This window comes from Arthrobacter sp. TJ-254 (assembly GCF_058269175.1).
The window spans coordinates 418,893-442,335 of the sequence record NZ_JBZCNF010000001.1 but is presented as its reverse complement, the minus strand read 5'-3'; the positions used below and the strand labels follow the sequence as shown (position 1 = coordinate 442,335).

Genomic DNA, 23,443 nt, shown 5'->3' with positions numbered 1-23,443 from the left:
CACCGTCGCTGGCCGGCCGCTGCTGCGCCCGGCGCCCGCGGTCAGTCCTCCGCGGGCTCCTCGTACTTGGGGAACACGGGAACCGGCGCGGGAAGCTCGATGCCGGCGTCGATGCGGCGTTCGATCGCGGCGAAGGTCCGCCGCTCGTCGCCGTCCTGCGTTCCCTGACCGAGGGAGGTGAGCATGCGCGCTGTGCTCCCGGGCATTACGGGCTGCGCGAGTATCGAGACGATCCGCAGCACTTCGAGGGTCACGTATAGCACGGTGTTCATGCGCTCGACGTCGGTCTTTCGCAGCACCCAGGGCTGTTGATCGGCGAAGTAGGCGTTGGTGTCGCCCAGCACGTTCCAGACAGCTTCGAGGGCACGGGAGAACTCCTGCCGGTCGAAGGCCGCGCGGCAGGTCTCGAGGAGGGACTCCGCACTTTCAAGCATTGCCGTATCTGCGGCGCTGAATTCGGCAGGCTGGGGAACCCGCCCCGCGCAGTTCTTTGCCACCATTGACAGTGAACGCTGGGCGAGGTTGCCGAAGTTGTTCGCGAGGTCGGCGTTCTTCCGCCCCACGACAGCTTCGTGGCTGTAGGAGCCGTCAGCGCCGAAAGGCACCTCCCGCAGCAGGAAGAAGCGAACGGCGTCCAGCCCGTACTGGTCGACCCAGTCCTGCGGAGCAACAACGTTGCCGAGGGACTTCGACATCTTGATGCCCTTGTTGTGCAGATGCCCGTGGATCATGATGCGCGCGGGCAGCTCGAGCCCGGCCGACATGAGGAAGGCTGGCCAGTACACCGCGTGGAACCTCGAAATGTCCTTGCCGATGATGTGGACGTCGGCCGGCCAGTACTTGCGGAAGGACTCGGAATCGGTGTCGGGGAATCCGGCGCCGGTGAGGTAGTTTGTCAGCGCATCGACCCAGACGTACATAACGTGCTTCGGGTCGCCCGGGACCGGGACACCCCAGTCAAAGGTGGTGCGGCTGATCGACAGGTCTTCGAGGCCCCGCTTGACGAAACTGATCACCTCGTTGAACCTCGGCTGCGGCGCTCCGAATTCGGGGTTCCGGGCGTAGTGGTCAAGCAGGCGGTCCTGGTAGGAGGAGAGCCGGAAGAAGTAGCTCTCCTCTTCCGTCCACGTCACTTCGGTGTCGGTCTCCTTGGCGTACCGGATCCCGTCGTCGCGCAGTTCGGTCTCGTCCTCGCCCCAGAAGGCTTCATCGCGGACGGAGTACCATCCGGCGTACTTGTCGAGGTAGATGTCGCCGTTGGCTTCCATCCGGCGCCAGATCTCGGAAGCGGCAGCGTAATGGTCGGCGTCCGTGGTGCGGATGAAACGGCTGTAGGAGGATCCGACGGCGTCGTTCATGTCCTTGAACGCCTGAGCATTGCGAGTGGCAAGCTCCCGTACGGGGATGCCCTCCTTGTCGGCGGTCTGCTGCATCTTCAACCCGTGTTCGTCGGTTCCCGTGAGGAACCGAACGTCGTATCCGTCGAGCCGCTTGAAGCGGGCGAGGGCGTCGGCTGCGATCGCCTCGTAGGCGTGGCCGATGTGCGGGACGCCGTTCGGGTAGGATATCGCGGTCGTGAGGTAGAAGGGCAGCTGCGAGGAGGTCACTGTATGAAATTACCCTGTCTGAAGTGGTTTGCCGATTTCGTCCGCCCGGCGGGCAGTCCGAGTACCACGCCCGGCCGGCCCGGACGCACGACATTCCGGGGAGCAGGACGCCTCCCCGCCGTCGGTGGACGGCGGGGAGGCGCGGCCCCGGGGACCGGCATCAGGGCTGCAGGTCTACCTCGCGAGCCACCGTCGCACCGATTTCGGCCTTGATGGCGTCGAGCACGGCCTGGGGCACTGAACTGTCGACGGTCAGGAGGGAAAGCGCCTGGCCTCCCTCCTGGTTGCGGGCAACCTGCATTCCCGCGATGTTGATGTCCTTCTCCCCCAGCAGGCGTCCGAGGGCGCCGATCACTCCGGGGCGGTCGGCATACATGATCACGAGGAGGTGCTCGCTGATGGGAATCTCGAGGTCGTAGCCGTTGACGCCCACGAGCTTCTCGATCTGCTTCGGCCCGGTGAGTGTTCCCGCAACGGAGATCTGGGAGCCGTCCGAGAGCGCACCGCGGATCCGCAGCACGTTCCGGTACTCCTCGGATTCCCCGGTGGTGATCAGCCGGGTGGCGATCCCGCGCTGCTCTGCGAGCACCGGCGCGTTCACATAGGACACCTGCTCGGAGACAACGTCGGTGAACACGCCCTTGAGGGCCGCGAGTTCAAGCGACTTCACATCGAGGGAGGCGATTTCTCCGGCCACCTCAATCTCGATGTGCGTCGGCGAGTCATGGGTCAGTGCCGTGAAGATCCGCCCCAGTTTCTCCATCAATGGAATGCCGGGGCGCACCGCCGGGTCGATCACTCCCCCGGCCACGTTGACGGCGTCGGGCACGATCTCACCGGCCAGCGCGAGGCGCACTGACTTCGCCACCGACACACCCGCCTTTTCCTGCGCCTCGACCGTTGAGGCCCCAAGGTGCGGGGTGACGATGACGTTGTCGAGTGCGAAGAAGGGAAGGTCGGTGCTCGGCTCCGCGACGAAGACGTCGACACCGGCTCCTGCGATCTGGCCCTCGGTCAGCGCGGTGAAGAGGGCTTCCTCATCGATCAGCCCGCCGCGGGCCACATTGACGACGCAGGCGGAGTTCTTCATCTTCGAGAAGGCGGCCGCACCGAGCATCCCGACGGTCTCCGGCGTCTTCGGCATGTGGATCGTGACGAAGTCCGCCTCTTCGAGAAGCTGGTCGAGGGTGACAAGCTGCACGTTGAGCTGAGCGGCGCGCGCCGAGGTCACATACGGGTCATAGGCCAGGATCTCGGTGCCGAAGCCCTGGAGCCGTGCCGCGACCAGCGCGCCGATGCGTCCAAGGCCGATGATCCCGATCTTCTTCTCATACAGCTCGGTCCCTGAGTACTTCGAGCGCTTCCACTCCCCGCCCTTGAGCGCGGCGCTTGCCTGCGGGATGTGGCGGGCGAGGCTGAGGATATGGCCAACGGTCAGTTCGGCCGCCGAGATGATGTTCGAGGTCGGCGCGTTCACCACCATGACGCCCGCCTGCGTGGCCGCGGGGATATCGACGTTGTCGAGCCCCACGCCGGCCCGGGCGATGACCTTCAGCTTGGGTGCTGCCGCGATCGCCTCGGCATCCACCCGGGTTGCGGAACGCACCAGGATCGCGTCGACGTCGGTGATCGCCGCAAGGAGCTGCGCGCGGTCGGAGCCGTCGGTGATGCGGATCTCGAAGTCCGGTCCGAGGGCGTCAACTGTTGCTGGTGAGAGCTCTTCGGCAAGGAGAACTACGGGCTTTTCCACAAGGTTCCTTCACTGCTGGGCGGGCTTGTACTTGGGCGGCGGTGGCGGATCATTGGGAATCGCTCCGCGGATGGGGGCCCGACACGCAAGGAAAGGCCGGGCTTCCACGGGACCGCATCGCTGATGCAGCCACGCTGGAAGTCCGGCCTCCCTTGGCCGAGCCGTTCAGGAGAGTTGACGCTAGCGCGCGACCGAGCCTTCGGTGTAGTCGTCGTTCGTCTTGATCCAGGAGAAGAGCTTGCGCAGTTCCCGGCCGGTCTTTTCGATCGGGTGGTCCTCGCCCTTCTTGCGCAGCGCCGCGAACTCCGGTGCTCCGGCGTCCTGGTCGTCGATGAACCGCTTGGCGAAGGCGCCGTTCTGGATGTCGGCGAGCACCGCCTTCATGTTCTCCTTGACCGACGGATCGATGACGCGCGGGCCCGAGACGTAGTCGCCGTACTCGGCGGTGTCGGAGACGCTCCACCGCTGCTTGGCGATGCCGCCTTCGACCATGAGGTCGACAATGAGCTTCAGTTCGTGGAGCACCTCGAAGTAGGCGACCTCTGGCTTGTAGCCGGCCTCGGTGAGGGTCTCGAAGCCGTACATGATCAGCTGCGAGGCACCGCCGCAGAGAACGGCCTGCTCACCGAAGAGGTCGGTTTCGGTCTCTTCGGTGAAGGTGGTTTCGATGACGCCGGCGCGGGTTCCGCCGATGGCCTTCGCGTAGGAGAGGGCAAGCTCACGGGCCTTGCCTGAAGGGTTCTGCTCGACGGCAATAAGGTCGGGCACGCCGCGGCCGGCCTCGAATTCACGCCGCACGATGTGGCCGGGCCCCTTCGGGGCCACAAGGGCGACGTCGACGTCTGCCGGCGGCTTGATGTAGCCGTAGCGGATGTTGAAGCCGTGCCCGAAGAACAGGGCGTCGCCGGCCTGGAGGTTGGGGGCGATGTCATCGGCATAGACGTGTCGCTGGACCTGGTCGGGGGTGAGGATCATGATCAGGTCCGCTTCCGCCGTGGCCTCGGCCACGGAGAGCACCCGCAGGCCCTCGGCCTCGGCCTTTGCACGTGACTTCGACCCTTCCTTAAGGCCGACGCGGACGTCGACGCCGGAGTCGCGGAGGCTGAGTGCGTGGGCGTGGCCCTGGCTGCCATAGCCGATGACGGCAACGGTGCGGCCCTGGATGATTGAAAGGTCTGCATCGTCGTCGTAGAACAACTCGGTCACGTGGATGTCTCCTCTAGTGGTGATAATCGAAAACGCTTAGTGGGAAAGACTGGCCGGTCAGGCGCTGCGAAGGGCTCGATCGCTCATTGATTTCGCACCGCGGCTGACGGCAAGGGTTCCGGATTGGACGATCTCCCGGACACCGAACGGCTCCAGCACCGACAACAGCGCCGAAAGCTTCTCCTGGGTGCCCGTCGCCTCAATGATCAACGAATCGGTTGAAACGTCCACCACGGAGGCCCGAAAAAGGTCGGCTGCCTGGGTTACCTGCAGCCTCGTTGAGGCATCAGCGCGCACCTTGACCAGGATGTGGTCACGCTGCACTGAGGATTCGGGAACGAGCTCAACAATCTTGATGACGTTGATGAGCTTGTTGAGCTGTTTGGTGACCTGCTCCAGCAGGTCACCCTCCGCCTCGACCACGACCGTCATCCGGGACATTCCCGGAATCTCGGTGGGGCCGACGGCAAGAGAATTGATGTTGAAGGCGCGGCGGGCGAAAAGGCTCGCAACCCGGGTGAGGACACCCGGAACGTCTTCGACGAGGACGGAAAGTGTATGACGCGCCATGGTTAGTCCTCCTGCTCCCACTCGGGGGTCAGATTGCGGGCGATCTGGATGAGGTCGTTGCTGACGCCGGAGGGGACCATCGGCCAGACCATCGAATCGCGGCTGACGACGAAGTCAACAACCACGGGCCGGTCGTTGATCGCAAGGGCCTGCTGGATGGTGGCGTCGATGTCCTCGTCGCGTTCGCAGCGCAGCCCCGCACACCCGTAGGCGTCGGCGAGCTTCACGAAGTCGGGAACGCGGACGGTGTTGTGTCCGGTGTTCAGGTCGGTGTTGGAGTAACGGCCCTCGTAGAACAGCGTCTGCCACTGGCGGACCATGCCCAGGGAGGAGTTGTTAATGACCGCGACCTTGATCGGAATATTGTTGATGACGCAGGTGGCCAGTTCCTGGTTGGTCATCTGGAAACAGCCGTCACCGTCGATCGCCCAGACAACGCGGTCGGGGTTGCCGACCTTCGCGCCCATGGCTGCGGGCACCGAGTAGCCCATGGTGCCCAGGCCGCCGGAGTTCAGCCAGGCGTGGGGCCGTTCGTACTTGATGAACTGCGCCGCCCACATCTGGTGCTGGCCGACGCCGGCCACGAAGACGCCCTCGGGTCCGGTGAGTTCACCGATGCGCTTGATGACCTGCTGCGGCGCGGAGTGGCCGTCGTCCGGCTGGGTGAAGCCGATCGGGTAGGTCTCGCGGAGCCGGTTGATGGTGTTCCACCAAGTGGAGATATCCGGCGCACCGGCACTGGCGTGGTGCTCCCGGACCGCCTGGATGAGTTCGGGGATGATCTCCTTGACGGAACCGACGATCGGCACGTCGGCCGTGCGGTTCTTGGAGATTTCAGCCGGGTCGATGTCGGCGTGGATGACCTTGGCGCCGGGAGCGAAGCTCGAGAGGACGCCGGTGACGCGGTCGTCGAAGCGGGCGCCGAGCGTGATCAGCAGGTCCGACTGCTGCAGGGCCGTCACGGCAGATACGGAGCCGTGCATGCCGGGCATTCCGACGTGCTGGGGGTGGGAGTCGGGGAACACGCCCCGGGCCATCAGCGTGGTCACTACCGGCGCGCCGACGAGTTCGGCGAGTTCCTTCAGCTCGGCCGAGGCGTGGGCCTTGACCACTCCGCCGCCGACATAGAACACCGGGCGCCGTGATTCAGAGATCAGACGCGCGGCCTCGCGGACCTGCTTGGCATGCCCGCGGACGACGGTGCGGTAGCCGGGGATGTCGATTTTCGGGGGCCAGGAGAAAGTCATCTTGCCCTGCTGGGCGTCCTTGGCGATATCGACAAGCACCGGACCGGGCCGGCCGGTCGAGGCGATGTGGAACGCTTCGGCGAGGACGCGGGGGATGTCGTTCGCGTTGGTGACCAGGTAGGAGTGCTTGGTGATCGGCATCGTGATGCCCACGATGTCCGCTTCCTGGAAGGCATCGGAGCCGATGACCGCGCTCGCGACCTGCCCGGTGATCGCAACGAGGGGAACCGAGTCCATGTGGGCGTCGGCGATTGCCGTGACGAGGTTTGTCGCACCCGGGCCGGAGGTCGCGATGCAGACGCCGGGGCGCCCTGTGACCATCGCGTAGCCCTGGGCGGCGTGGCCCGCACCCTGTTCGTGACGCACGAGGATGTGGCGCAGCTTCGAGGACGCCATCAGCGGATCGTACGTCGGCAGGATCGCCCCGCCGGGCAGTCCGAAAATGTCCTCGACGCCAAGCTCTTCAAGTGCCCGCACAATTGCCGCTGATCCAAGCATCTCGGTGGGCGGCACGACGTTGTTCGGTCCCCGGACGGGACTCGGCTGAGGTGCCGGCTGGCCCAGGTCCCGGCTCGGGCTTGGGGCAGCGGGCGCGGCTGGTCTTGCTGCCATCAGCGCCGGGCTGATTGGCGATCCCTTGGACATCTGCAAACTTCCTTTGGAACGGTAGTGCACTGACTTGCTCGAACAGTTGCGCGCTCTGTCTTGTGGAAACAAAAAAACCCCTCAGCCTGGTTGGCTCCGTGAGGGGTTGCGCGTGACGTTGGAATTACCAGACGGGCTTTAGGCCACGCGCTTGATAAGGACGACTCCGACGTTCACTGGCTGCATGCTTGAAGTCTCCCTTTAGAGGTGATGCAGTGTCAACAGCACCTCTTCCTGTCTCACATACTGGACACGGAAGTCCAGTTAGTGGACATTAACTGATGTGCTTCGAACGGTTCGGGCGATCGGTGCGTCGAATCCTGCGGCTTTGGTCCGGCGGAGCGCAAAGGCGCCGCGCGTTGCGGCCGACACGCCGGAACCTGCCCTCAAAGCAGCAGGATTCCGCACGGTCGGGCAGGTCCCAAGGGTGCCATGCGCCTCAGCGCGTGGCACCCTTGGGAAGTTCTAGCCGCAGTACGCCCCTTCGGAGGCCGAGTGGACGAGCTTGGCGTACTTCGCCAGGACGCCCTTGGTGTAGCGGGCGGGCAGCGGCTCCCAGCCGACCTTGCGCGCCTCGAGCTCGGCCTCGTCGACAAGCAGGTCGAAGCTCTTGTTCGGAATGTCCACACGGATGTGGTCGCCGTCGCGGATGAAGGCGATCGGTCCGCCGTCGACCGCTTCGGGGGCCACGTGCCCGATGCACAGGCCTGTGGTTCCGCCGGAGAAGCGGCCGTCGGTCACCAGGAGCACGTCCTTGCCGAGCCCGGCGCCCTTGATGGCGCCGGTGATGGCGAGCATCTCGCGCATTCCCGGGCCGCCCTTGGGGCCTTCGTAGCGGATGACGACGACATCGCCGGCCTTGATGGCGCCTTCGGCGAGCGCCGCGAGGGCTCCCTGCTCCCGCTCGAATACGCGGGCGGTCCCCTCGAAGATCGAGGCGTCGAACCCTGCGGTCTTCACGACGGCCCCTTCAGGGGCCATTGTCCCCTTGAGGATGCTGATGCCGCCGGTCTTGTGGACGGGATTGTCCATGGCGCGCAGGATCTTGCCGTCGAGGTCCGGCGGGTTGATCTCCGCGAGGTTCTCAGCGACCGTCTTGCCGGTCACCGTGAGGGCGTCGCCGTGGATGAGGCCGGCGTCGAGCAGTGCGCGCATGATGACGGGGACGCCGCCGACCTTGTCGACGTCGGTCATCACGTAACGTCCGAAGGGCTTGAGGTCGCCCAGGTGGGGAATGCGGTCGCCGATGCGGTTGAAGTCGTCAAGGGTGAGGTCGACCTCCGCTTCGCGCGCGATGGCGAGAAGGTGCAGGACGGCGTTGGTCGAGCCACCGAAGGCCATTGTGACGGCAATGGCGTTTTCGAACGCCTTGCGGGTCATGATGTCGCGGGCCGTGATGCCAAGGCGCAGCAGGTTCACCACGGCCTCGCCGGACTGGCGGGCGAAGTGGTCGCGGCGGCGGTCCGCGGAGGGCGGTGCGGCCGATCCGGGAAGGGACATGCCGAGGGCCTCGCCGATGCAGGCCATGGTGTTCGCCGTGTACATGCCGCCGCAGGCGCCTTCTCCGGGGCAGATTGCCTTTTCGATGCGCGTGAGGTCGCCGACCGACATCTTTCCGGCGGCGCAGGCTCCGACGGCCTCGAAGGCGTCGATGAGGGTGACTTCCTTCTCGGTGCCGTCTTCGAGCTTGACCCAGCCGGGCATGATCGTTCCGGCGTAAAGGAAGACGCTGGCGAGGTCGAGCCGGGCTGCTGCCATAAGCATCCCGGGCAGGGACTTGTCGCAGCCGGCCAGGAGGACTGAGCCGTCGATGCGCTCGGCCTCCATGACCGTCTCAACCGAGTCGGCAATCACTTCACGGGAGACAAGGGAGAAATGCATTCCTTCGTGGCCCATTGAGATGCCGTCGGAGACGGAGATGGTGCCGAACTGCATGGGGAACCCGCCGCCTGCGTGCACGCCCTCCTTGGCCCCCTGGGCGAGGCGGTTGAGGGAGAGGTTGCAGGGGGTGATTTCGTTCCACGAACTTGCAACGCCGATCTGCGGCTTGACGAAATCGTCATCGCCCATGCCCACGGCCCGGAGCATCCCCCGGGCGGGGGCCCGTTCGATTCCATCGGTAACTGCACGGCTTCTTGGCTTGATATCAGGGGTCGACACGCTCATGCCTGAAAGTCTATGGGTATTTCTCTTGCCGCGAAGACTTATATGACCCACCTGTTACCCAGGGGTGCCACAGGCTCGCGCTGCCCCGCACCCCCTCCGGTACAGTGGAAAACGGTGTGGCTGTTACTGCCCGCCAAGCCGTAGACCAGCGTTGGGGACCGCCTTTCTGCTGACTTCCCTATTTTTTGGCGTGATATGACTTTCGAGCCCACGAACTCCTCCGAGTACCTCCAGGGCGGTCAGGGGTTGAAAAATGCCCTGCGCCGGATCTTCGACTCGCAGATCCCCAACTACGGGGACTACAACCTCGTGTTCGCCGCGTACGAGCCGCGGTCAACAGGATCCGCCGGTGGCCCTGCCGCCGCCGGATCCTACGTGGTGGGGTACCGCTGGAAGCCCGCGGAGCTCATGGTGGCGCCGGTCCTTGTCTCGAGCATCAGCGCCGCAGGTGTTCCCGTCGAGATCAACATGACCAACCTCTCGCACGCCCGACGCCGCGCCGATTCGAGCTATGAGGTGGGAACGAGCACGGGCAGGGTGTTCCGCTTCGGCGTCAAAGACCGTCCGGTGCTTGACGTGGGGCCAGGAAACGCCATTGTCCTTGAGCAGGATGTGGACCGGGTGGACTTCGACGCTTTCATGAAGGCCTTCATCCGTATGGCCTGAGGCCGCCGCTGAGGCGCACCGCGTTACTGGCCGACCCTCCCGGCCCATGGCCCGGCTTGGACGAGGTTGGCGGGCGGCGTACCGTCCGCAAGCAGCTGCAGCTGGCGGTCCAGCAGCCGGATGATCCGAGGCCAGAACGCACCCGAGTTGCCTCCGACGTGGGGCGTGATGATGGCGCCCGGGTGCGACCACAGCGGATGCCCGGGTGGAAGAGGTTCCGGGTCTACAACGTCGAGCGCTGCCCGAAGCCTCCCGGCTTCCACTTCCCGCGTGAGTGCCGCGGTGTCAACAACCGCGCCCCGGGCGACGTTCACCACGAGGGCGCCGTCGGGAAGGGCGGCAAGGAACTCCGTGCTGATGAGCCCGCGGGTTTCCTCAGTGAGCGGCGTGATGACGATGACCACGTCATGGTGGGGTGCGAGGCGGACGAGCTCGGAGGCCGCGTGAACATGGCCCCGCTCGTCGTCGCGTGCCGACGAACCGACCCTCGTCAGGGAAAGCTCAAACGGTTCAAGGCGCCTTTCGATCTCCTGCCCGATTCCGCCGACGCCGACGAGCAGCACCCGGCGGTCGGCGAGCCCGGGGTAGCGCCGCGACTCCCACAACCCCTTCTGCTGGTTGCGCACCGCCTCGTCGATCCCGCGCAGCGAGGCGAGGGCCAGGCCCACGGCGAGTTCGGCGGTCGCCGCGGCGTGAACGCCGGCGGCGGTGGCGATGGCGACGTCGGGCCCGACGAGCCCTGCTACCCCGTCGAAGCCGGTGGTCTGGGTCTGCACAAGGCGCACCGAGGGCACCAGCGGCAGAGCCGCCCGGAGATCCGCGTTCCCGGTATACGGAAGCACGACGGCGTCGACATCCGTGAGGTCGTCAGGGTGGTGCTCGAGGTCCCACACCCTGAGCCGGAGCTGGCCGGGTGCGGGACTCAGTGCGTCGAGCAGCTCCTGGGATGGCACTGTCACCGTCCTGATCGTGGTGTCCGATGCGGTGCGGGTCTCGTTCATTCGGTCAGCCTACTGCCGGTTGGCGCGTGGATCACGAGGCCCGGAGGGCGACGCGCCTGCCGGGCCCGCAAGTTCGGGTGTGTGATCATACAGAGGGAAGCTGCCGCACCTCGCCGGCGCCCGCCACCGTTCATTGATTTGGGGAGCCGAAGCGTGGACCGCGCCATCTCGTACCTGACGTTCAATCCTGAGCAGTTCCAGAGGCTCTCGCGCCGTCGGCGGGTGCTGCTCAGTCAGCTTCCGTTGACCATGACGGCGGTGGTCCTGCTCATCGCCGGCGGGCTCCTGCGCCCGGAACTGGTTCAGGAACCGCTGCTCCAGCTCAGCATGCTGATGCATGCGGTGCTACTGGTCCTCTGCGCGGTGCTGCCGTGGAAGCGGCTTCCCGAGGCAGCGCCGCTTGCAATCCCGGTGCTGGAATTCGTTCCGATCGCGCTGATGCGCGAGGGAGCCGGCAGCGAATTCACGGCGCTCGGTTTCCTAGCCGTCTTCCCGATCATCTGGCTTGCCTCCTCGAGACTCCGGCAGGTCACCGTGATCCTCATCGGGGCTCTTGCCTCACTGGCCGTCGTGTGGGTTCCGCTCTTCGTCTCCGGCAGGCCGGTCACCGCCGAGGAGCTCACCCGGCCCATGCTGCTGCCCATCATGATCGTTGCCATCGGAATCACGGTCAGCGCCATCACTTCGGTCCTCTTCAGCCAGCAGGTGACCCTCAGGAGCAAGGATGCAGAACTGCGGGCACTGCTTGAGGCAAGCGCACTGCGCGAGCGCCTGCTTCACACGGTGGTCAACGCAGTCGACGTCGGGGTATTGGCGCTCGACCCGTCCGGAAATGAGATCCTGGCCAACAACAAGCACCGAAGCAATGCACCGACGGGAAGCGCAATAACGGCCGAAGCAGGTCTTACGATGTTCCACAAGGACGGCGTCACCGCCCTCGAACCATCCCAGGGGCCGGTCCACCGCGCCGTGGCCGGCGAGACCTTCACCGACGAAATCATCCGGGTTGCGAGCGCACCGTCGCAGAAGACCCTTTCCGTTTCGGCGTCGCGCATGACATCCGACGACGGGCGGGACGACGGCGCCGTTGTCACCTTCAGCGACGTGACTGAGCTGATGGCCGCACTCAATGCCAAACAGGCATTCATCGCCAACATCTCCCACGAGCTGAGGACACCGCTGACCTCGATTGTTGGCTATGTCGAGATGCTCGCCGGCACTAGCGGGGCGAGCCCCCAGATCACCTCCGGGCTCAACGTGGTTTCCCGTAACGCGCACCGCCTGCTCGGACTGGTTGAGGATCTGCTCGGCACGGCCAGCGGCCCAACCGAACTCGAGCCCGCGCCCACCGAGTTCATCCAGATCGTGCTCCAGAGCATGGCATCCGCCGTGCCCCGGGCAATCGAGGCAGGCATCGTCCTCGACAGCGACGTCGAGGAGGACCTCAAGGTCGTCTGCGATCCGGGGAAGATCGGCCAGGTTCTGGACAACCTCATCTCGAACGCCATCAAGTACTCCCCCGGCGGCGGAAACATCACCGTTCGAGCTTGGAAGGACGGTGAGAACGTCCACTGCAGCGTCAGCGACACCGGGATGGGCATGAACAGCGAGGACTCCTCGAACGTCTTCAGCCGGTTCTTCCGCAGCTCCGCCGCCGTCAGGGCTGCCATTCCGGGCGTCGGACTCGGGCTCGCTATCGTTCAGGAGATCATCGAGCAGCACTCGGGCCGCATCGAGTGCCGGAGCGTCCTCGGCGAGGGAACAACTTTCACCTTCTCACTCCCTCTGGCGCAGCCGTCCGACGGCGGACGGTGAGGGCCGGCCCGCCGATTTCCGGTTTGCGCGGAAATGCTGGTAGAGTTTCATGCTGTTGCGGATGACGCGGCCAAGGAAAATCGGCCGGGAAAACGCTACGCACCTCTAGCTCAATTGGCAGAGCAATTGACTCTTAATCAATGGGTTCCGGGTTCAAGTCCCGGGGGGTGCACCCACAGGAAAGCGGCTCCAACTAGGCGAAACGCCCGGTCGGAGCCGCTTTTCTTTGGCCGGGGACACAACAGCCCTGGAATATGGGTGCCGGACGCCTCCACTCCTGCTGGACCTTGACGAATGCAGGTCCGCCGCCGAACAGTTGAGAGTTCCGGTCGGGCTTTACGCCTGCCCGCGGCGCTCCCTGCTTCCCGAGGTCTCGCGCTCAGAAGGATTCCTGCCCGAGCCTTCATTCGGCCAGAGCCGCGCGGCGCTGAGGGCGCCCGCCAGGGCAAGGCCGCAGAGAACGAAGGCAGCCGCTGGCTGTCCGGCTGATGCTCCGATCCATCCCGCAATCGGGTAGGTGAGCATGAAGCAGGCGTGGGAAAGGGAGAACTGCGCGGTGAACAGATAGGAGCGGGTGCTGTCGGTGGCGGTCCTGCGCAGCAACCGGGATGACGGCGTGCTGATCATCGAGGTCCCAATACCGAGCAGCACCCACAGGCCCAGCAGGATGATCCAGAACCGGCCCTCCAGCGGGCCGGAGGTCCGCTCGGCCGAGGCGATGAGCGCCGCGCTGAAAAGCCCAACGGGCAGGATGGCACCGCCGATGAGCATGAAGGTGCGGTCGGGCATGCGTTCCAAGACCCTCGGCGCAAGGAACGCGACAAGCATTGAGCCGGCACCGTAACACGCCAGTGCGAGCGCGACATCGGTGTTTGCGCCCCCAAACAGGTCGCGGGCATACACAACGGTGTTCACCAGCACCAACGCCGTGGCCGACGCTACGACCAGGTTGAGGGCCATCAATCCGCGCAGGGTCGGCTCCCCCAGGAAGACCCTCGCCCCCAGCGTGGTGCGGTGAAGCAGCGAGCCCTGGTCCGCGGCCGCGGGAATGTGGGGAAGCCGGGTCGAGGCCACCATGCCCGCCGAGACCAGGAAGCCGGCCATAGTGCCGATGAACAAATTCGAGTAGGACGTCACCGCCAGCAGCGCTGCTGCCAACAGCGGGCTGAGAAGCGATTCAAGGTCGTAGGCAAGCCGTGACAGGGACAGGGCACGCGTGTAGTCCTTCTCGTTGGGCAGGACAACCGGGATGAGGGCCTGGAACGCGGGCGTGAACGTCGCTGAAGCGGACTGCAGGATGAACACCAGCACGTAGATCTGCCATACCTGATCAATGAACGGCAGGCCCACGGCGATGGCCGCGCGCACGAGATCGGCGCCGACCAGTACTGCCTTGCGGGGCAGGCGTTCGACAAGGGCGGCCATCACCGGAGCGACGAACACATAGGCGATCATCTTGATCAGCAAAGCGGTGCCCAGCACCGCGCCGGCCCGGCCTGCGGCAAGATCGAAAGCCAACAGGCCCAGGGCGACAGTGAGCAGTCCGGTCCCCAGAAGCGCCACGACCTGGGCGGTGAAGAGGTTGCGGTACGCGGTGGCCCGCAGGACAGAAAGCACGATCAGTTCACCGATCTGGCGCCGGAATGAATTCACCATTGTAGGCGAATGCTCTTGCACCAGTCAGTGGAGTGGACCCGGGGTGGACCCGGCGGACGCCTAGCCGCCGCTGGACTGGGCGACAACCGGAACGAACTGGTCGAGGACCGGGACGACGTACCGAATAAACAGGATGGTGCCGGATATCAGCAGGCCAAGGAGCACGCTGATTCCGATGATAATAAACGAGGAGTGCTCGGACTTGGCAAGCCGAAACAGGGGGTTCTTCATGGCGGGCTCCTATCGATATGTTGCTCCAGAGTCCGCCTCGAACTCGCTCTCCACTCTACGGGCGCCTCGCTCCTGGCACAGCGGGGCAGCCGGGGGCACAAAGAAAGTTGACAGCCGACGGCGACCGGCGGGACCATGACCCGCGCGCCAGCCAGCACCCGAACCTGCCGCCGGTTCGCCGTCCCCGTCTCCGACGACGGCAAGCACAGACAACGCCCCTAGGCAAGGGCTCTCCGCCCTCGAAAACGGTGGAAGCTCACACGGTTGCCAGGTCCTACCCTTTTCGGCATGGAAGCGATACGCCTGCAATCCGCCATAAGGGTGTGCGCCGATTGCCAATGCGCCACCCACCACGTGGTGGAGTTCGTGGATAGGTTCTCTTCGGCAGGATGGCAGTGCAGGGAACTCACGAGTGAGTGCACCCGCTGCTCGGCGCGATCGGAAGGCCGATGAACAGCAGCGCCGGAATGCGCGACAGCCCACCCTGCCGGTGCCAGCGCCGGCGTCAGTGCTAGGTGGGGTTGGTTGCACGAAGCTACCGGGAACAGTTTCCTCGTCGCGCTTCCGGCCGGACCAGCGGAAATTCCGTCATGGGCAGCCACAGCGCTGCCGCCCGAGTGCTCCCCCGGTTCGAGGAGACCGCTCAGGCGGCAGCTGAGCGGAGCCTCAGGTGATCCTTGCGGTGGATGCCGAGTCGACGCTCCTTGTCGTGTAGCCGGTCTTGGAGCCGGTGACCCGAACCTTGAGCGTGTCGTCCCGGTCGGCGCTCCAGGTGGTGTAAGTCTTCCCGGTTGCCCCCGAGATGGCCACGCCTGACCGGTACCACTGGTACTTGAGGGTGGTTCCCGAGGTCCAGGTCCCGGGATTGGCTGTAAGGGTGGATCCTGCCTTGAGGGTGCCGGTGATGGTCGGCGTGGGACCCGTGAGCGTCCCGGGAGCAACCGCGGCCGTGGCTGCCGAATACCTGCCGGTGGCCGTGTAGCCCGGCTTCGATCCCGTGACGCGGACAGTGATTGTCTTGCCGAGGTCGGCGGCGGTGAGCGTGTACTTTGCGGACGAGGCCCCGCTGATTGCAACACCGGAGCGGAACCACCTGTAGGTCAGCGTGACCGGAGCAGGACCCCACGTGCCAGGCAGGGCCGTCAGGGCAGCACCAACCTTCGCTGTTCCACTGATAGCCGGAGCACCTGCGGTGAGCGACCCGGGAGCAACCGCTGCAGTGGCTGCCGAATACCTCCCGGCTGCCATATAGCCGGGTTTCGATCCGGTGACGCGCACGGTGATTGTCTTTCCGAGGTCGGCGGCGTTGAGTGTGTACCTGGAAGCCGATGCCCCGCTGATCGCGACACCGGAGCGGTACCACCTGTAAGTCAGCGTGACCGGTGCCGGACCCCAAGTTCCGGGCAGGGCCGTCAGGGCAGCGCCGACCTTCGCGGTTCCATCGACCGACGGGGTGCCTGGGGCCAGGGTGCCCAGTTCCACGGCTGCACCTGCGTCAACGAGGCCGGTTCCGCAGCCTTGCGGGCACGAGGCGGTGAGGGGCCGCACTGTCGCCTTGAGCTTGGCTTCAATCTGGTCTGGAGTGAGCGGAACGTTCGGGTGGAGCTTATTGTTCCAACTGTGCATGAGGGCGACGACGCCTGCCACGTGCGGTGCTGCCATCGACGTGCCATCCATGAAGGCGTACTCCTCAGCACCAGGCGCTTTGGAGCCAAAGTTGTGTGTGGAGAGGACTCCGCCCCAGTATTCTCCGTTGCTCAGTCGTCTAGTCTGTCCTCCGGGCGCCGTCACATCGACTTCGGGACCGAAATTGGAGTACGGTGCCCGCGCCCCCGTGGGGCCGCTCGCGCCCACAGTAATTACGCGGTCACAGTTTCCGGGAGCGGAGCCCGCAGCGGGCCTGTTCTCGTTGCCCGCCGCCGCAATCACCGAGATGCCCCTGCTGTGAGCGAAGTCGAGGGCAGCCTGAGCAGTAGCGGGGCATGCCGTTTCCCCGCCAAGGCTCATGTTGATCACCTCGACCGGATTCGCAAGGATGGGGACGCCGGGGACATTTCCCCCCGCTGCGTAAATGACCGAATCGAAAATGTCGGACAAACGCCCGCCGCAGGGTCCGATGGCCCGGATCGGTCGAACCTTGCTTGCATAAGCCACGCCTGCGATGCCAGCCCTGTTATTGCCGAGCGCAGCTATCGTCCCCGCAACGTGGGTTCCGTGCCAAGAGGAATCCGCTTCTCCGGGGTATCCCTCGCACTGATACGCCTCGTACCAGTCGCCCTCGTCTCTAGGGTTCGGATCGCGCCCGGTACCGTCACGGGGGTCCACAGGATCCCCAGGTGATGCCGGCATGGAAATCATGTCGTACCCGGGAAGCACATTCGTGCTGAGCTCGGAGTGCGCCGTGATTCCGGTATCGATGACGGCGACGACGGCTTCGCTGCCCTGAGTGACCTTCCATGCCGACGGCGCCCGGACGCCGGTATCGCCATCGTAGAGGTTCCACTGCAGGTGGGAGTAGGTGTCGTTCAATTCCGCCCGCTGAAACAGGATGTCCGGCTCGACATAGGCAACGCCGTCCTGCGCCGTCAGGTGGTCCATCAGCTTGTCGGCCTCGGCACCTGAAAGGTTTTCCCCGGTCGTGACGATCTGGGCCCCGGTGCCGGTTGTGCGCAGTTCGCGGACACTGACGCCGAGTTCCTTCGCCGTCCGCCCGTAGGCAAGGGCCCGGCCGGGCTTGTCCTTCTTCGCATCGAACTTGACGATGAAGCGGTCGTACTTCTGGCGTTCCGGCGAGCTCTCGGAGCGCGGTGGGGATGGAACGGTAAGGGGGGTCTCGTCAGCGGCGGCCGCAGGGACGAACGCAAACGCTGAAACCAGCGCCGCGATGGTGGCAGCCGTCAGGCCGGCCAATAAACGGGGTGGGTTGCTCAAGGCGTATCCTCGGGTTCGGGCCCGATCCGGGCGGAACGAAGGGGTTGCACCGATCCGCAATCCCCCTCGCGGAGCCTACGGCAGAACCTTCACTTGTGAAACCCCTGTCACAAAATTCACAGGGGTTGCACTTTTCATCCGGCCGTGACAGTTGACCGGACCGCCTAACTCCCGAGCGGCCAGTCCAGGGCCGCGTGGAACCGCTTCTCGAACGCTGGAACCATCGTCCTAACGTAGTCGGCCGTCAGGTGGTTGTGGTCGAGATACACATAGACGTTGCCGATGACGGGCCGGCACGTTCCCTCCGGGCAGATCAGGTCGGTCATGTCGAGCAGCGGAACCTCCGCCCCGGCCTTCTTTTCGTCGAGGCGGGGGGCGTCAGCGGCAAGCTTGGACTCGAGCGGTGCGGAGCACTCGGGCGAGTCTTCCCCGTTGCGCTCCGCGCACTCCATCACGTTGAAGGGGAACCGCGGATTGTCACGCATGGTAATCAGTGGAACACCGGCATCGCGCAGGAGCCGGGCAGCCTCATCGAGGCCGGTGGTGGCGCGCTCGTCAGGCGTTTCGTATTCGGAGGTAGTGCCGAGGGTGAGTACGACGTCGGGCTTGGTCTCGACTGCGTACGCCGTTGCGGCGGCATTGAACTCGTTGCACGCGGCCGGAACACCTTCGACTTCGAGTCCGTACCGGCAACCGCCAAACACCAGCGTCCGAACCTCGTAGTTGCGCTTTTCGGCCATCGGGAGGATTGCTCCGAGCCACTGTTCGGCCTTGGAGTCGCCAATCACCAGGATCGTCTTATCGGGCGTCCCAGAGGTGAGCGCAGCCCGGCAGGCACCGGCTGTCGCCTTGCTTTGGGTGGGCCGGATCTCTTCGGGACATTTTTCGTTGAGGACGCGCCAGTCCTTGCTGCGGGTGACATCGGGGATGAGGGCCGCGTCCTCCGAGGAGCGGTCGACGAATCCCGGCAGCAGGGACATGGCACCGGGATTGTCCTTGTCGGCCTGGGCCGCCAGCCGCTGCGCCTCAAGGGTGAGCCCGCCCTGCAGTGCTGCCACTGGGGCGGCGACGATCGCGAGGGATACGAGGACTCCGAGCAGGCTCCGCAGCCGCCGTTCACCGGGTTTCGACCGGTTCCGGACCGGCGTCTCGATGAACCGGGTCGTCACGTAGGCCAGGACCAGCGAGAGCGCGATGATCGCGGCTCCACCCAGCGGACCTACCGCCTCCCGCTCGCGGTAGACGAGGAAGATCACCAGGACGGGCCAATGCCAGAGGTACAGGGCGTAGGAAATGTCGCCCAGCTTCACGAGGGGCTTGGCGGAGAGGAACCTGTCGGCACCGAACCGGCTTTCCGTGTCACCCGCCACGATGACCAGGGCCGCGGCAAGGAGCGGCCAGAGCGCGATGTAGCCCGGGAATCCGCGTTCGACGTCGAGAGCGAACCCGACCGAGAGCATCGCGGCGACTCCGAGCCATCCTGCCGCGATGCGGGCTCCGCGGGGCAGCCGCAGGTAGGGCAGCGCCAGTGCCAGGAGCGTCCCAAGAGCGAACTCCCACAACCGGGCCCGGGTGTCGAAGTAGGCGAAGGCCTGGTTGGTGTTCGTTTCGTAGATGGAGAACGCGAGGGAGAGCACGAACACCAGCCCGAACAGCAGGGCTGTCAGGCGCCGAAATCCGATTCCCGAGAGCCGGGAGAGGAGGGCGGCAGCGGCGAAGAGGAGCGGCCAGAGGAGAAACACCTGGCCCTGGATGGACAGCGACCAGAAGTGCTGGAGCGGGCTCGCCGTACTTTGATTGAAGGCACTGTAATCGACGGCCTGAGCGCCGAGCAGCCAGTTCTGGAAGTAGAAGAGCGAGGCCCACATCTGTTCCAGGATCGGGGACCACCTCGAGCGTGGGACGAACGCCACGGTGGCGGCAAGGGTGCCAAGGAGAACCACAACAACCGCCGGAAGAAGCCGCTTGAACAACCGCACCCAGTGCCGCCTCAGGCCCAGCGGTGCTCCCGACTCGACCTTCCGGACGAAGGTCAGGGTCATGAGGAACGCCGAGATGAGCAGGAAGACGTCCACGCCGCCGGAGACCTTGTCGAACCACACGTGGTAGGTCACGACCATCAGCACGGCGACTGCACGCAGGCCCTGCACCTCGGGCCGGTACGTCCGGTTCGCTGACGCGGGAGCCGAGCCCCGGCGCGCCGGCAAGGGCCTGTCTGACACCCCGCCTTCGGCGTGGTTCAACAGGTTGCTGCTCACATCGGATCCTCGGGAGTCGGAAATAGCCGGGTTGGCTGGACTCCGTCCCGATTGTCCCGTCCCCGGAAAGGCAGGGGGTGTGGGCCGGGCGTCCTTCGCCAGCACCCCAGCATAGATGACCAGCACCCTGATCAGTTACCGCATCGTTACGTGATTCCCGACACCGCCCGGCTCCTCCCCCGTGTTATTCAAGCACTGTCGGCCGTGCTGACGGCACCAAGGCATGCAGCCCCGCTGCCGAGACGTCGAGTGTTTTCGGCAGGCGGGCTGGAGGACGACCGCGCATTCCCGACCATGCCGCGGCGCTCAGCCCGACAGCCCGACAGCCCGACAGCCCGACAGCCCGACAGGCCATCAAAGCATCAGTTCGATGCTTCCTTATTGACGTCGGTCGGGGAATCGTACTCCCGGTCCGGCAGCCCCTTCAGCGTCTTCAACACTTCGTCGCCCGCCCCTGACTTCTCGGCGTGCTTGACGAGGTTCTCCTTCGAAACGGGGTAGTCGATTCCCCCGAGCGCCTTCTGGATGTCGATGGGACTTGGATTCGCCATTGATTCTTCCTTTCCTTGTGCCGGCACGGGCCGGCTGTGGTGTTGTGCTTGGCGTGTTCCTCACTGCCGGAGAACCACCGCTGCGGCGTCGACCTCCGGATCGGCCAAGCGGTGGGAAACCGACCATGACCCCGACCATCGGCGGTTCATTGAACGCCCCCGGCGGCGGGGCCGGGTGTGGCACGGATCCTGCGCACCACCGCCGACGTCGAGTGCTCGGGCACGTAGTCGAGGATCCGCACCACCCCTCCGCAGGCTTCAACGACGGCCGTCTCGGCGAGCATCTCGGGAGAATAGTCCCCGCCTTTTGCGTAAACATCCGGGCGCAGCGCTTCGATGAGCGGCACGGGGGTCTCCGTGCCGAACACCGTGACGTAATCGACGCAGCTCAGTGCGGCAATCACTCCGGCACGGTCCGCCACGGGGTTGATCGGGCGGTCCGGGCCCTTGAGCCGCCGCACTCCGGCGTCGTCATTGACCGCCACAACAAGCACGTCCCCCAGCTGCTTGGCCTGGTTCAGGTAGCCGGTGTGTCCGCGGTGCAGCACATCGAAACAGCCGTTGGTGAGCACGATCCGCTTTCCATCCGCCCTGTCCTTCCGGACCCGGCGTAGAAGTTCCCCGGCATCGAGCGCCGTGGCACCGAAGCTCCCCAGGTGCGCGGCGAGGTCGTCGGTGGAGCAGACGGAGGTGCCCGGGCGGCGCACCACCACATCGGCGCCCGCCTGCGCCAGGTCGAGCGAGGTTGTGAGCGGCAGCCCTGCCGCACGGGCCGCCGTCAGACACGCGACGAAGGTGTCCCCCGCCCCCGATGCCTGCCGTTCGGTCTCCGGCCGGGCCCAGGTGCGGTGCTCCTCTCCGTCACCGGCCACCAACACCGTACCGTCGCGGTCGAGGGTCACGACGACGGCGGCGGCTCCCGTCGCCTCAAGGAGCTGGTCGGCGTGCCTGAGGACGTCGTCCGCCCGGTCGCCGCGTGGGTCGAGCCTCACATCGAGGAGGCGGGCGGCCTCCTGCGCGTTGGGGGTGACGATGTCGGGGTGCAGCCCGGACCACGCCGCGGGGTCGTGTGCGTCGATGACCGTGAGCCGGTCCTGCCGCGAGGCGGCGAGTGCCTCCCGCACGCCGGCACGAAGCAGCCCGGTTCCGTAGTCGCAGACGAGGATCGCATCGCTTCCGGCCGCTGCTTCAGCCACGACCGCCGCCAACCGGGCGGCCGCCGCCGCGGGAATGAAGCGGGGGGTGTCATCGAGCCGCAACAGCACCTGGTCCCCACCCAGGATCCGGTACTTGGTGGTGGTGCCCACGCTTTCGTCGTCAAGGAGGAAGCGGACGTCGACCCCCGACCCGGCGAGGAGCCCGCGCAGGCGGTCGCCCGCTTCGTCGGAGCCCGTGAGACCGCAGAGGCGCACCCGTGCCCCAAGCGCCGCGAGGTTGACTGCGGTATTGGCTGCTCCGCCGGGGGCGTAGGTGCGGGTCTCGAGGTCAACCACAGGGGCGGGGGCTTCCCGGCAGAAGCGTTCGATGGTTCCGCTCCACCACCCGTCGAGCATCACGTCGCCCACGATGGTGATCGAGGGAGAGGCGTCGGCGATGGCCTGCGGAACCCAGGCCGCGAGCCCGCGGACATCGTTGAGGTGGTTCACGCGCTTCTCGTCGTTGGGGGCGCACCCATGTGAACGACCTTGACCAGGGTGAACTCATCGAGGAGCTCCGGACCGTATCCGAACCCACTGCCGCTGCGGCCGCGGGGCTGGGCCGAGCCTCCCGGCGCTCCGCCGAACACGGCGTTGACCTTCACTGTTCCAACGGGGAGCGCGGCGACGGCGCGCTGGGCGTTGGCGATTGTCGAGGTGAGCACCGTGGCGGCGAGTCCGTAGCTGCCGGCCGCGGCACGCTCCAGCCCCTCCGCGAAGCTTTCGACGACGCACACCGGGGCAACAGGGCCGAAGGTTTCCTGGCTCATGACCGTCATGTCGTCGGTGCACCCCACGAGCACTGTTGCGGGATAGTGGGCTCCGGGACCGGCCGGCACCTCACCGCCCTCGGCGACGAGCGCCCCGCGTGAGAGAGCCTCGGAAACCTGGCCGTGGACCTCGCTCCTGAGCTCCGCATCGACAAGCGGGGCGAGGGTTCCGCCGGCGTTGCGCGTGCGCGCCTGCTCCACGAGGGCCTCGGTGAAGGGCTTGGCGATGTCCGTGTGGACGTAGATGCGCTCGACGGCGGTGCAGATCTGGCCGCTGTTGCTGAACGCGCCGGTCGCTGCCTGCTCGGCCGCCCACACCGGATCGACGTCGGCGTCGACCAGCAGGGGGTCGTTGCCGCCGTTCTCGCGCACCACGTGGCACCCCGTCAGCGAAGCGGCGCGCGCAATCCGCTCCCCAGCGGCGCTCGAACCGACGTGGGCAATAACGTCGACCTCCGCCTGGGTGGTGAGCAGGGCACCAAGCCCGGCGCCGCCGGTCAGGGTGATCAGCACACCGTTGGGGAAGGACGGCGCCAGCAGTTCGCCGAGCCGGACGCCAAGGTGCGGGCAGCGCTCGCTCGGTTTGTGGACCACGGTGTTCCCGGTGACCAGGGCGGCGCCGAGCAGTCCGGCAGCCACCGCCACTGGGTCGTTCCATGGGGTCAGCACCACCGCGACGCCGCGCGGCTCGGCCACCGTGTAGTCCGAGGCGAGCACCGAACCCCGCAGGCTGTGGCCGCGGTGCAGCGGCCCCAGCTCCGCATACTGTTCGAGGGTCGACACCGCGGCGCCGATGCCTGCCAGCGCCTCCGGCACCGGCCGCCCCGTCTCGCGGGCGTTCAACTCGGCCAGGTCGTCCGCCCCGGCGGCGAGCGCGGCGGCGGCGTTCCGCAGCATCCGTCCCCGTGCCGCAGGGTCCGCCGCCGCCCACTCGGGCTGCACCGCCCGGGCCAGCGACGAGGCGATTGACGCCTGCTCCCGTGTGGAGGACGGCAGCGTCCCGACCTCGCTGCCGTCCCGCGGGTCGCTGATCGAGATTGCCGGAAAGTCTTCGAGGGAACTGGCCCGGAAGGTGGCGGTGGAGTGTGTGCTCATTGCGCTCCTCGACGTCGTCCGACCGCGGCGGCACCCCGCCCGGTTGCTACTCCAATACCCCGACATCGCGCATTTACACGGC

16 protein-coding genes and 1 tRNA gene are annotated in these 23,443 nt (G+C 66.1%); 3 read left to right on the top strand and 14 right to left on the bottom strand.

The annotated features are described in order from the left end of the window. Nucleotides 1-41: 41 nt before the first annotated feature. The 6 genes from metG to ilvD form a co-directional block, all read right to left on the bottom strand. Nucleotides 42-1,607 (bottom strand): methionine--tRNA ligase, encoded by a 1,566-nt coding sequence (gene metG / locus AC4D14_RS02045; RefSeq protein WP_490899919.1) that lies wholly within the window; start codon nucleotides 1,605-1,607, stop codon nucleotides 42-44. 160 nt (nucleotides 1,608-1,767) lie between these two features. Beyond that, nucleotides 1,768-3,357, bottom strand: a complete 1,590-nt coding sequence (serA, locus tag AC4D14_RS02040) for a phosphoglycerate dehydrogenase (protein ID WP_490899918.1) — start codon at nucleotides 3,355-3,357, stop codon at nucleotides 1,768-1,770. Between the two features lie 180 nt (nucleotides 3,358-3,537). Continuing rightward, on the bottom strand, nucleotides 3,538-4,563 hold the full coding sequence (gene ilvC / locus AC4D14_RS02035; RefSeq protein ID WP_490899917.1) for a ketol-acid reductoisomerase: 1,026 nt from the start codon (nucleotides 4,561-4,563) through the stop codon (nucleotides 3,538-3,540). Nucleotides 4,564-4,620: 57 nt separating this feature from the next. Next, entirely contained in the window at nucleotides 4,621-5,133 is a 513-nt protein-coding gene (gene ilvN, locus AC4D14_RS02030) for an acetolactate synthase small subunit (protein ID WP_490899916.1), read from the bottom strand. Between the two features lie 2 nt (nucleotides 5,134-5,135). Further along, complete coding sequence (locus tag AC4D14_RS02025) at nucleotides 5,136-7,025, bottom strand: acetolactate synthase large subunit (protein WP_490899915.1); 1,890 nt, start codon at nucleotides 7,023-7,025, stop codon at nucleotides 5,136-5,138. Nucleotides 7,026-7,490: 465 nt separating this feature from the next. Beyond that, complete coding sequence (gene ilvD / locus AC4D14_RS02020; protein WP_490899914.1) at nucleotides 7,491-9,191, bottom strand: dihydroxy-acid dehydratase; 1,701 nt, start codon at nucleotides 9,189-9,191, stop codon at nucleotides 7,491-7,493. A 195-nt stretch (nucleotides 9,192-9,386) separates the two neighbouring features. Here ilvD and AC4D14_RS02015 point away from each other — a divergent pair, with 195 nt between their 5' ends. Continuing rightward, nucleotides 9,387-9,857 carry a hypothetical protein gene (locus AC4D14_RS02015; RefSeq protein ID WP_490899913.1) on the top strand — a complete coding sequence of 157 codons (471 nt, stop codon included), beginning with the start codon at nucleotides 9,387-9,389 and terminating at the stop codon, nucleotides 9,855-9,857. A 23-nt stretch (nucleotides 9,858-9,880) separates the two neighbouring features. On the opposite strand, the gene AC4D14_RS02010 is transcribed toward AC4D14_RS02015, so the two are convergent. Continuing rightward, the gene (locus AC4D14_RS02010) at nucleotides 9,881-10,858 is read right to left on the bottom strand and encodes a 2-hydroxyacid dehydrogenase (RefSeq protein ID WP_490899912.1); all 978 of its coding nucleotides are present in this window, start codon (nucleotides 10,856-10,858) and stop codon (nucleotides 9,881-9,883) included. Between the two features lie 153 nt (nucleotides 10,859-11,011). Between AC4D14_RS02010 and AC4D14_RS02005 the strand changes: the two genes are divergently transcribed. Both AC4D14_RS02005 and AC4D14_RS02000 read left to right on the top strand, forming a co-directional pair. Then, the gene (locus AC4D14_RS02005) at nucleotides 11,012-12,673 is read left to right on the top strand and encodes a sensor histidine kinase (RefSeq protein WP_490899911.1); all 1,662 of its coding nucleotides are present in this window, start codon (nucleotides 11,012-11,014) and stop codon (nucleotides 12,671-12,673) included. A 99-nt stretch (nucleotides 12,674-12,772) separates the two neighbouring features. Further along, a tRNA-Lys gene (locus tag AC4D14_RS02000) sits at nucleotides 12,773-12,845 on the top strand. A gap of 164 nt (nucleotides 12,846-13,009) precedes the next feature. Here AC4D14_RS02000 and AC4D14_RS01995 read toward each other — a convergent pair. The 7 genes from AC4D14_RS01995 to AC4D14_RS01965 all read right to left on the bottom strand — a co-directional run bounded on the left by AC4D14_RS01995 (nucleotide 13,010) and on the right by AC4D14_RS01965 (nucleotide 23,361). Continuing rightward, a complete protein-coding gene (locus tag AC4D14_RS01995; RefSeq protein WP_490900471.1) occupies nucleotides 13,010-14,290 on the bottom strand; it encodes an MFS transporter in 1,281 nt (426 codons plus the stop codon). A 99-nt stretch (nucleotides 14,291-14,389) separates the two neighbouring features. Further along, nucleotides 14,390-14,560, bottom strand: coding sequence for a hypothetical protein (locus tag AC4D14_RS01990; RefSeq protein ID WP_490899910.1), 171 nt, complete (start codon nucleotides 14,558-14,560; stop codon nucleotides 14,390-14,392). Nucleotides 14,561-15,226: 666 nt separating this feature from the next. Continuing rightward, a complete protein-coding gene (locus tag AC4D14_RS01985) occupies nucleotides 15,227-17,491 on the bottom strand; it encodes a S8 family serine peptidase (protein WP_490899909.1) in 2,265 nt (754 codons plus the stop codon). A 164-nt stretch (nucleotides 17,492-17,655) separates the two neighbouring features. Then, the gene (locus tag AC4D14_RS01980) at nucleotides 17,656-19,749 is read right to left on the bottom strand and encodes an acyltransferase family protein (RefSeq protein ID WP_490899908.1); all 2,094 of its coding nucleotides are present in this window, start codon (nucleotides 19,747-19,749) and stop codon (nucleotides 17,656-17,658) included. Between the two features lie 362 nt (nucleotides 19,750-20,111). After that, nucleotides 20,112-20,300 (bottom strand): DUF2795 domain-containing protein, encoded by a 189-nt coding sequence (locus tag AC4D14_RS01975; RefSeq protein WP_490899907.1) that lies wholly within the window; start codon nucleotides 20,298-20,300, stop codon nucleotides 20,112-20,114. Nucleotides 20,301-20,446: 146 nt separating this feature from the next. Further along, complete coding sequence (rfaE2, locus tag AC4D14_RS01970) at nucleotides 20,447-21,946, bottom strand: D-glycero-beta-D-manno-heptose 1-phosphate adenylyltransferase (RefSeq protein WP_490899906.1); 1,500 nt, start codon at nucleotides 21,944-21,946, stop codon at nucleotides 20,447-20,449. Further along, on the bottom strand, nucleotides 21,943-23,361 hold the full coding sequence (locus AC4D14_RS01965) for an aldehyde dehydrogenase family protein (RefSeq protein WP_490899905.1): 1,419 nt from the start codon (nucleotides 23,359-23,361) through the stop codon (nucleotides 21,943-21,945). The genes rfaE2 and AC4D14_RS01965 overlap by 4 nt, the downstream gene beginning before the upstream one ends. Between the last annotated feature and the right edge of the window lie 82 nt (nucleotides 23,362-23,443).

Bases quoted from the DNA above. Each gene is read 5' to 3' on its own strand.
- ilvN (WP_490899916.1), bottom strand. From the start codon at position 5,133: ATGGCGCGTCATACACTTTCCGTCCTCGTCGAAGACGTTCCGGGTGTC.
- AC4D14_RS02025 (WP_490899915.1), bottom strand. From the start codon at position 7,025: ATGTCCAAGGGATCGCCAATCAGCCCGGCGCTGATGGCAGCAAGACCA.
- ilvD (WP_490899914.1), bottom strand. From the start codon at position 9,191: ATGAGCGTGTCGACCCCTGATATCAAGCCAAGAAGCCGTGCAGTTACC.
- AC4D14_RS02015 (WP_490899913.1), top strand. From the start codon at position 9,387: ATGACTTTCGAGCCCACGAACTCCTCCGAGTACCTCCAGGGCGGTCAG.
- AC4D14_RS02010 (WP_490899912.1), bottom strand. From the start codon at position 10,858: ATGAACGAGACCCGCACCGCATCGGACACCACGATCAGGACGGTGACA.
- AC4D14_RS01990 (WP_490899910.1), bottom strand. From the start codon at position 14,560: ATGAAGAACCCCCTGTTTCGGCTTGCCAAGTCCGAGCACTCCTCGTTT.
- AC4D14_RS01975 (WP_490899907.1), bottom strand. From the start codon at position 20,300: ATGGCGAATCCAAGTCCCATCGACATCCAGAAGGCGCTCGGGGGAATC.
- AC4D14_RS01965 (WP_490899905.1), bottom strand. From the start codon at position 23,361: ATGAGCACACACTCCACCGCCACCTTCCGGGCCAGTTCCCTCGAAGAC.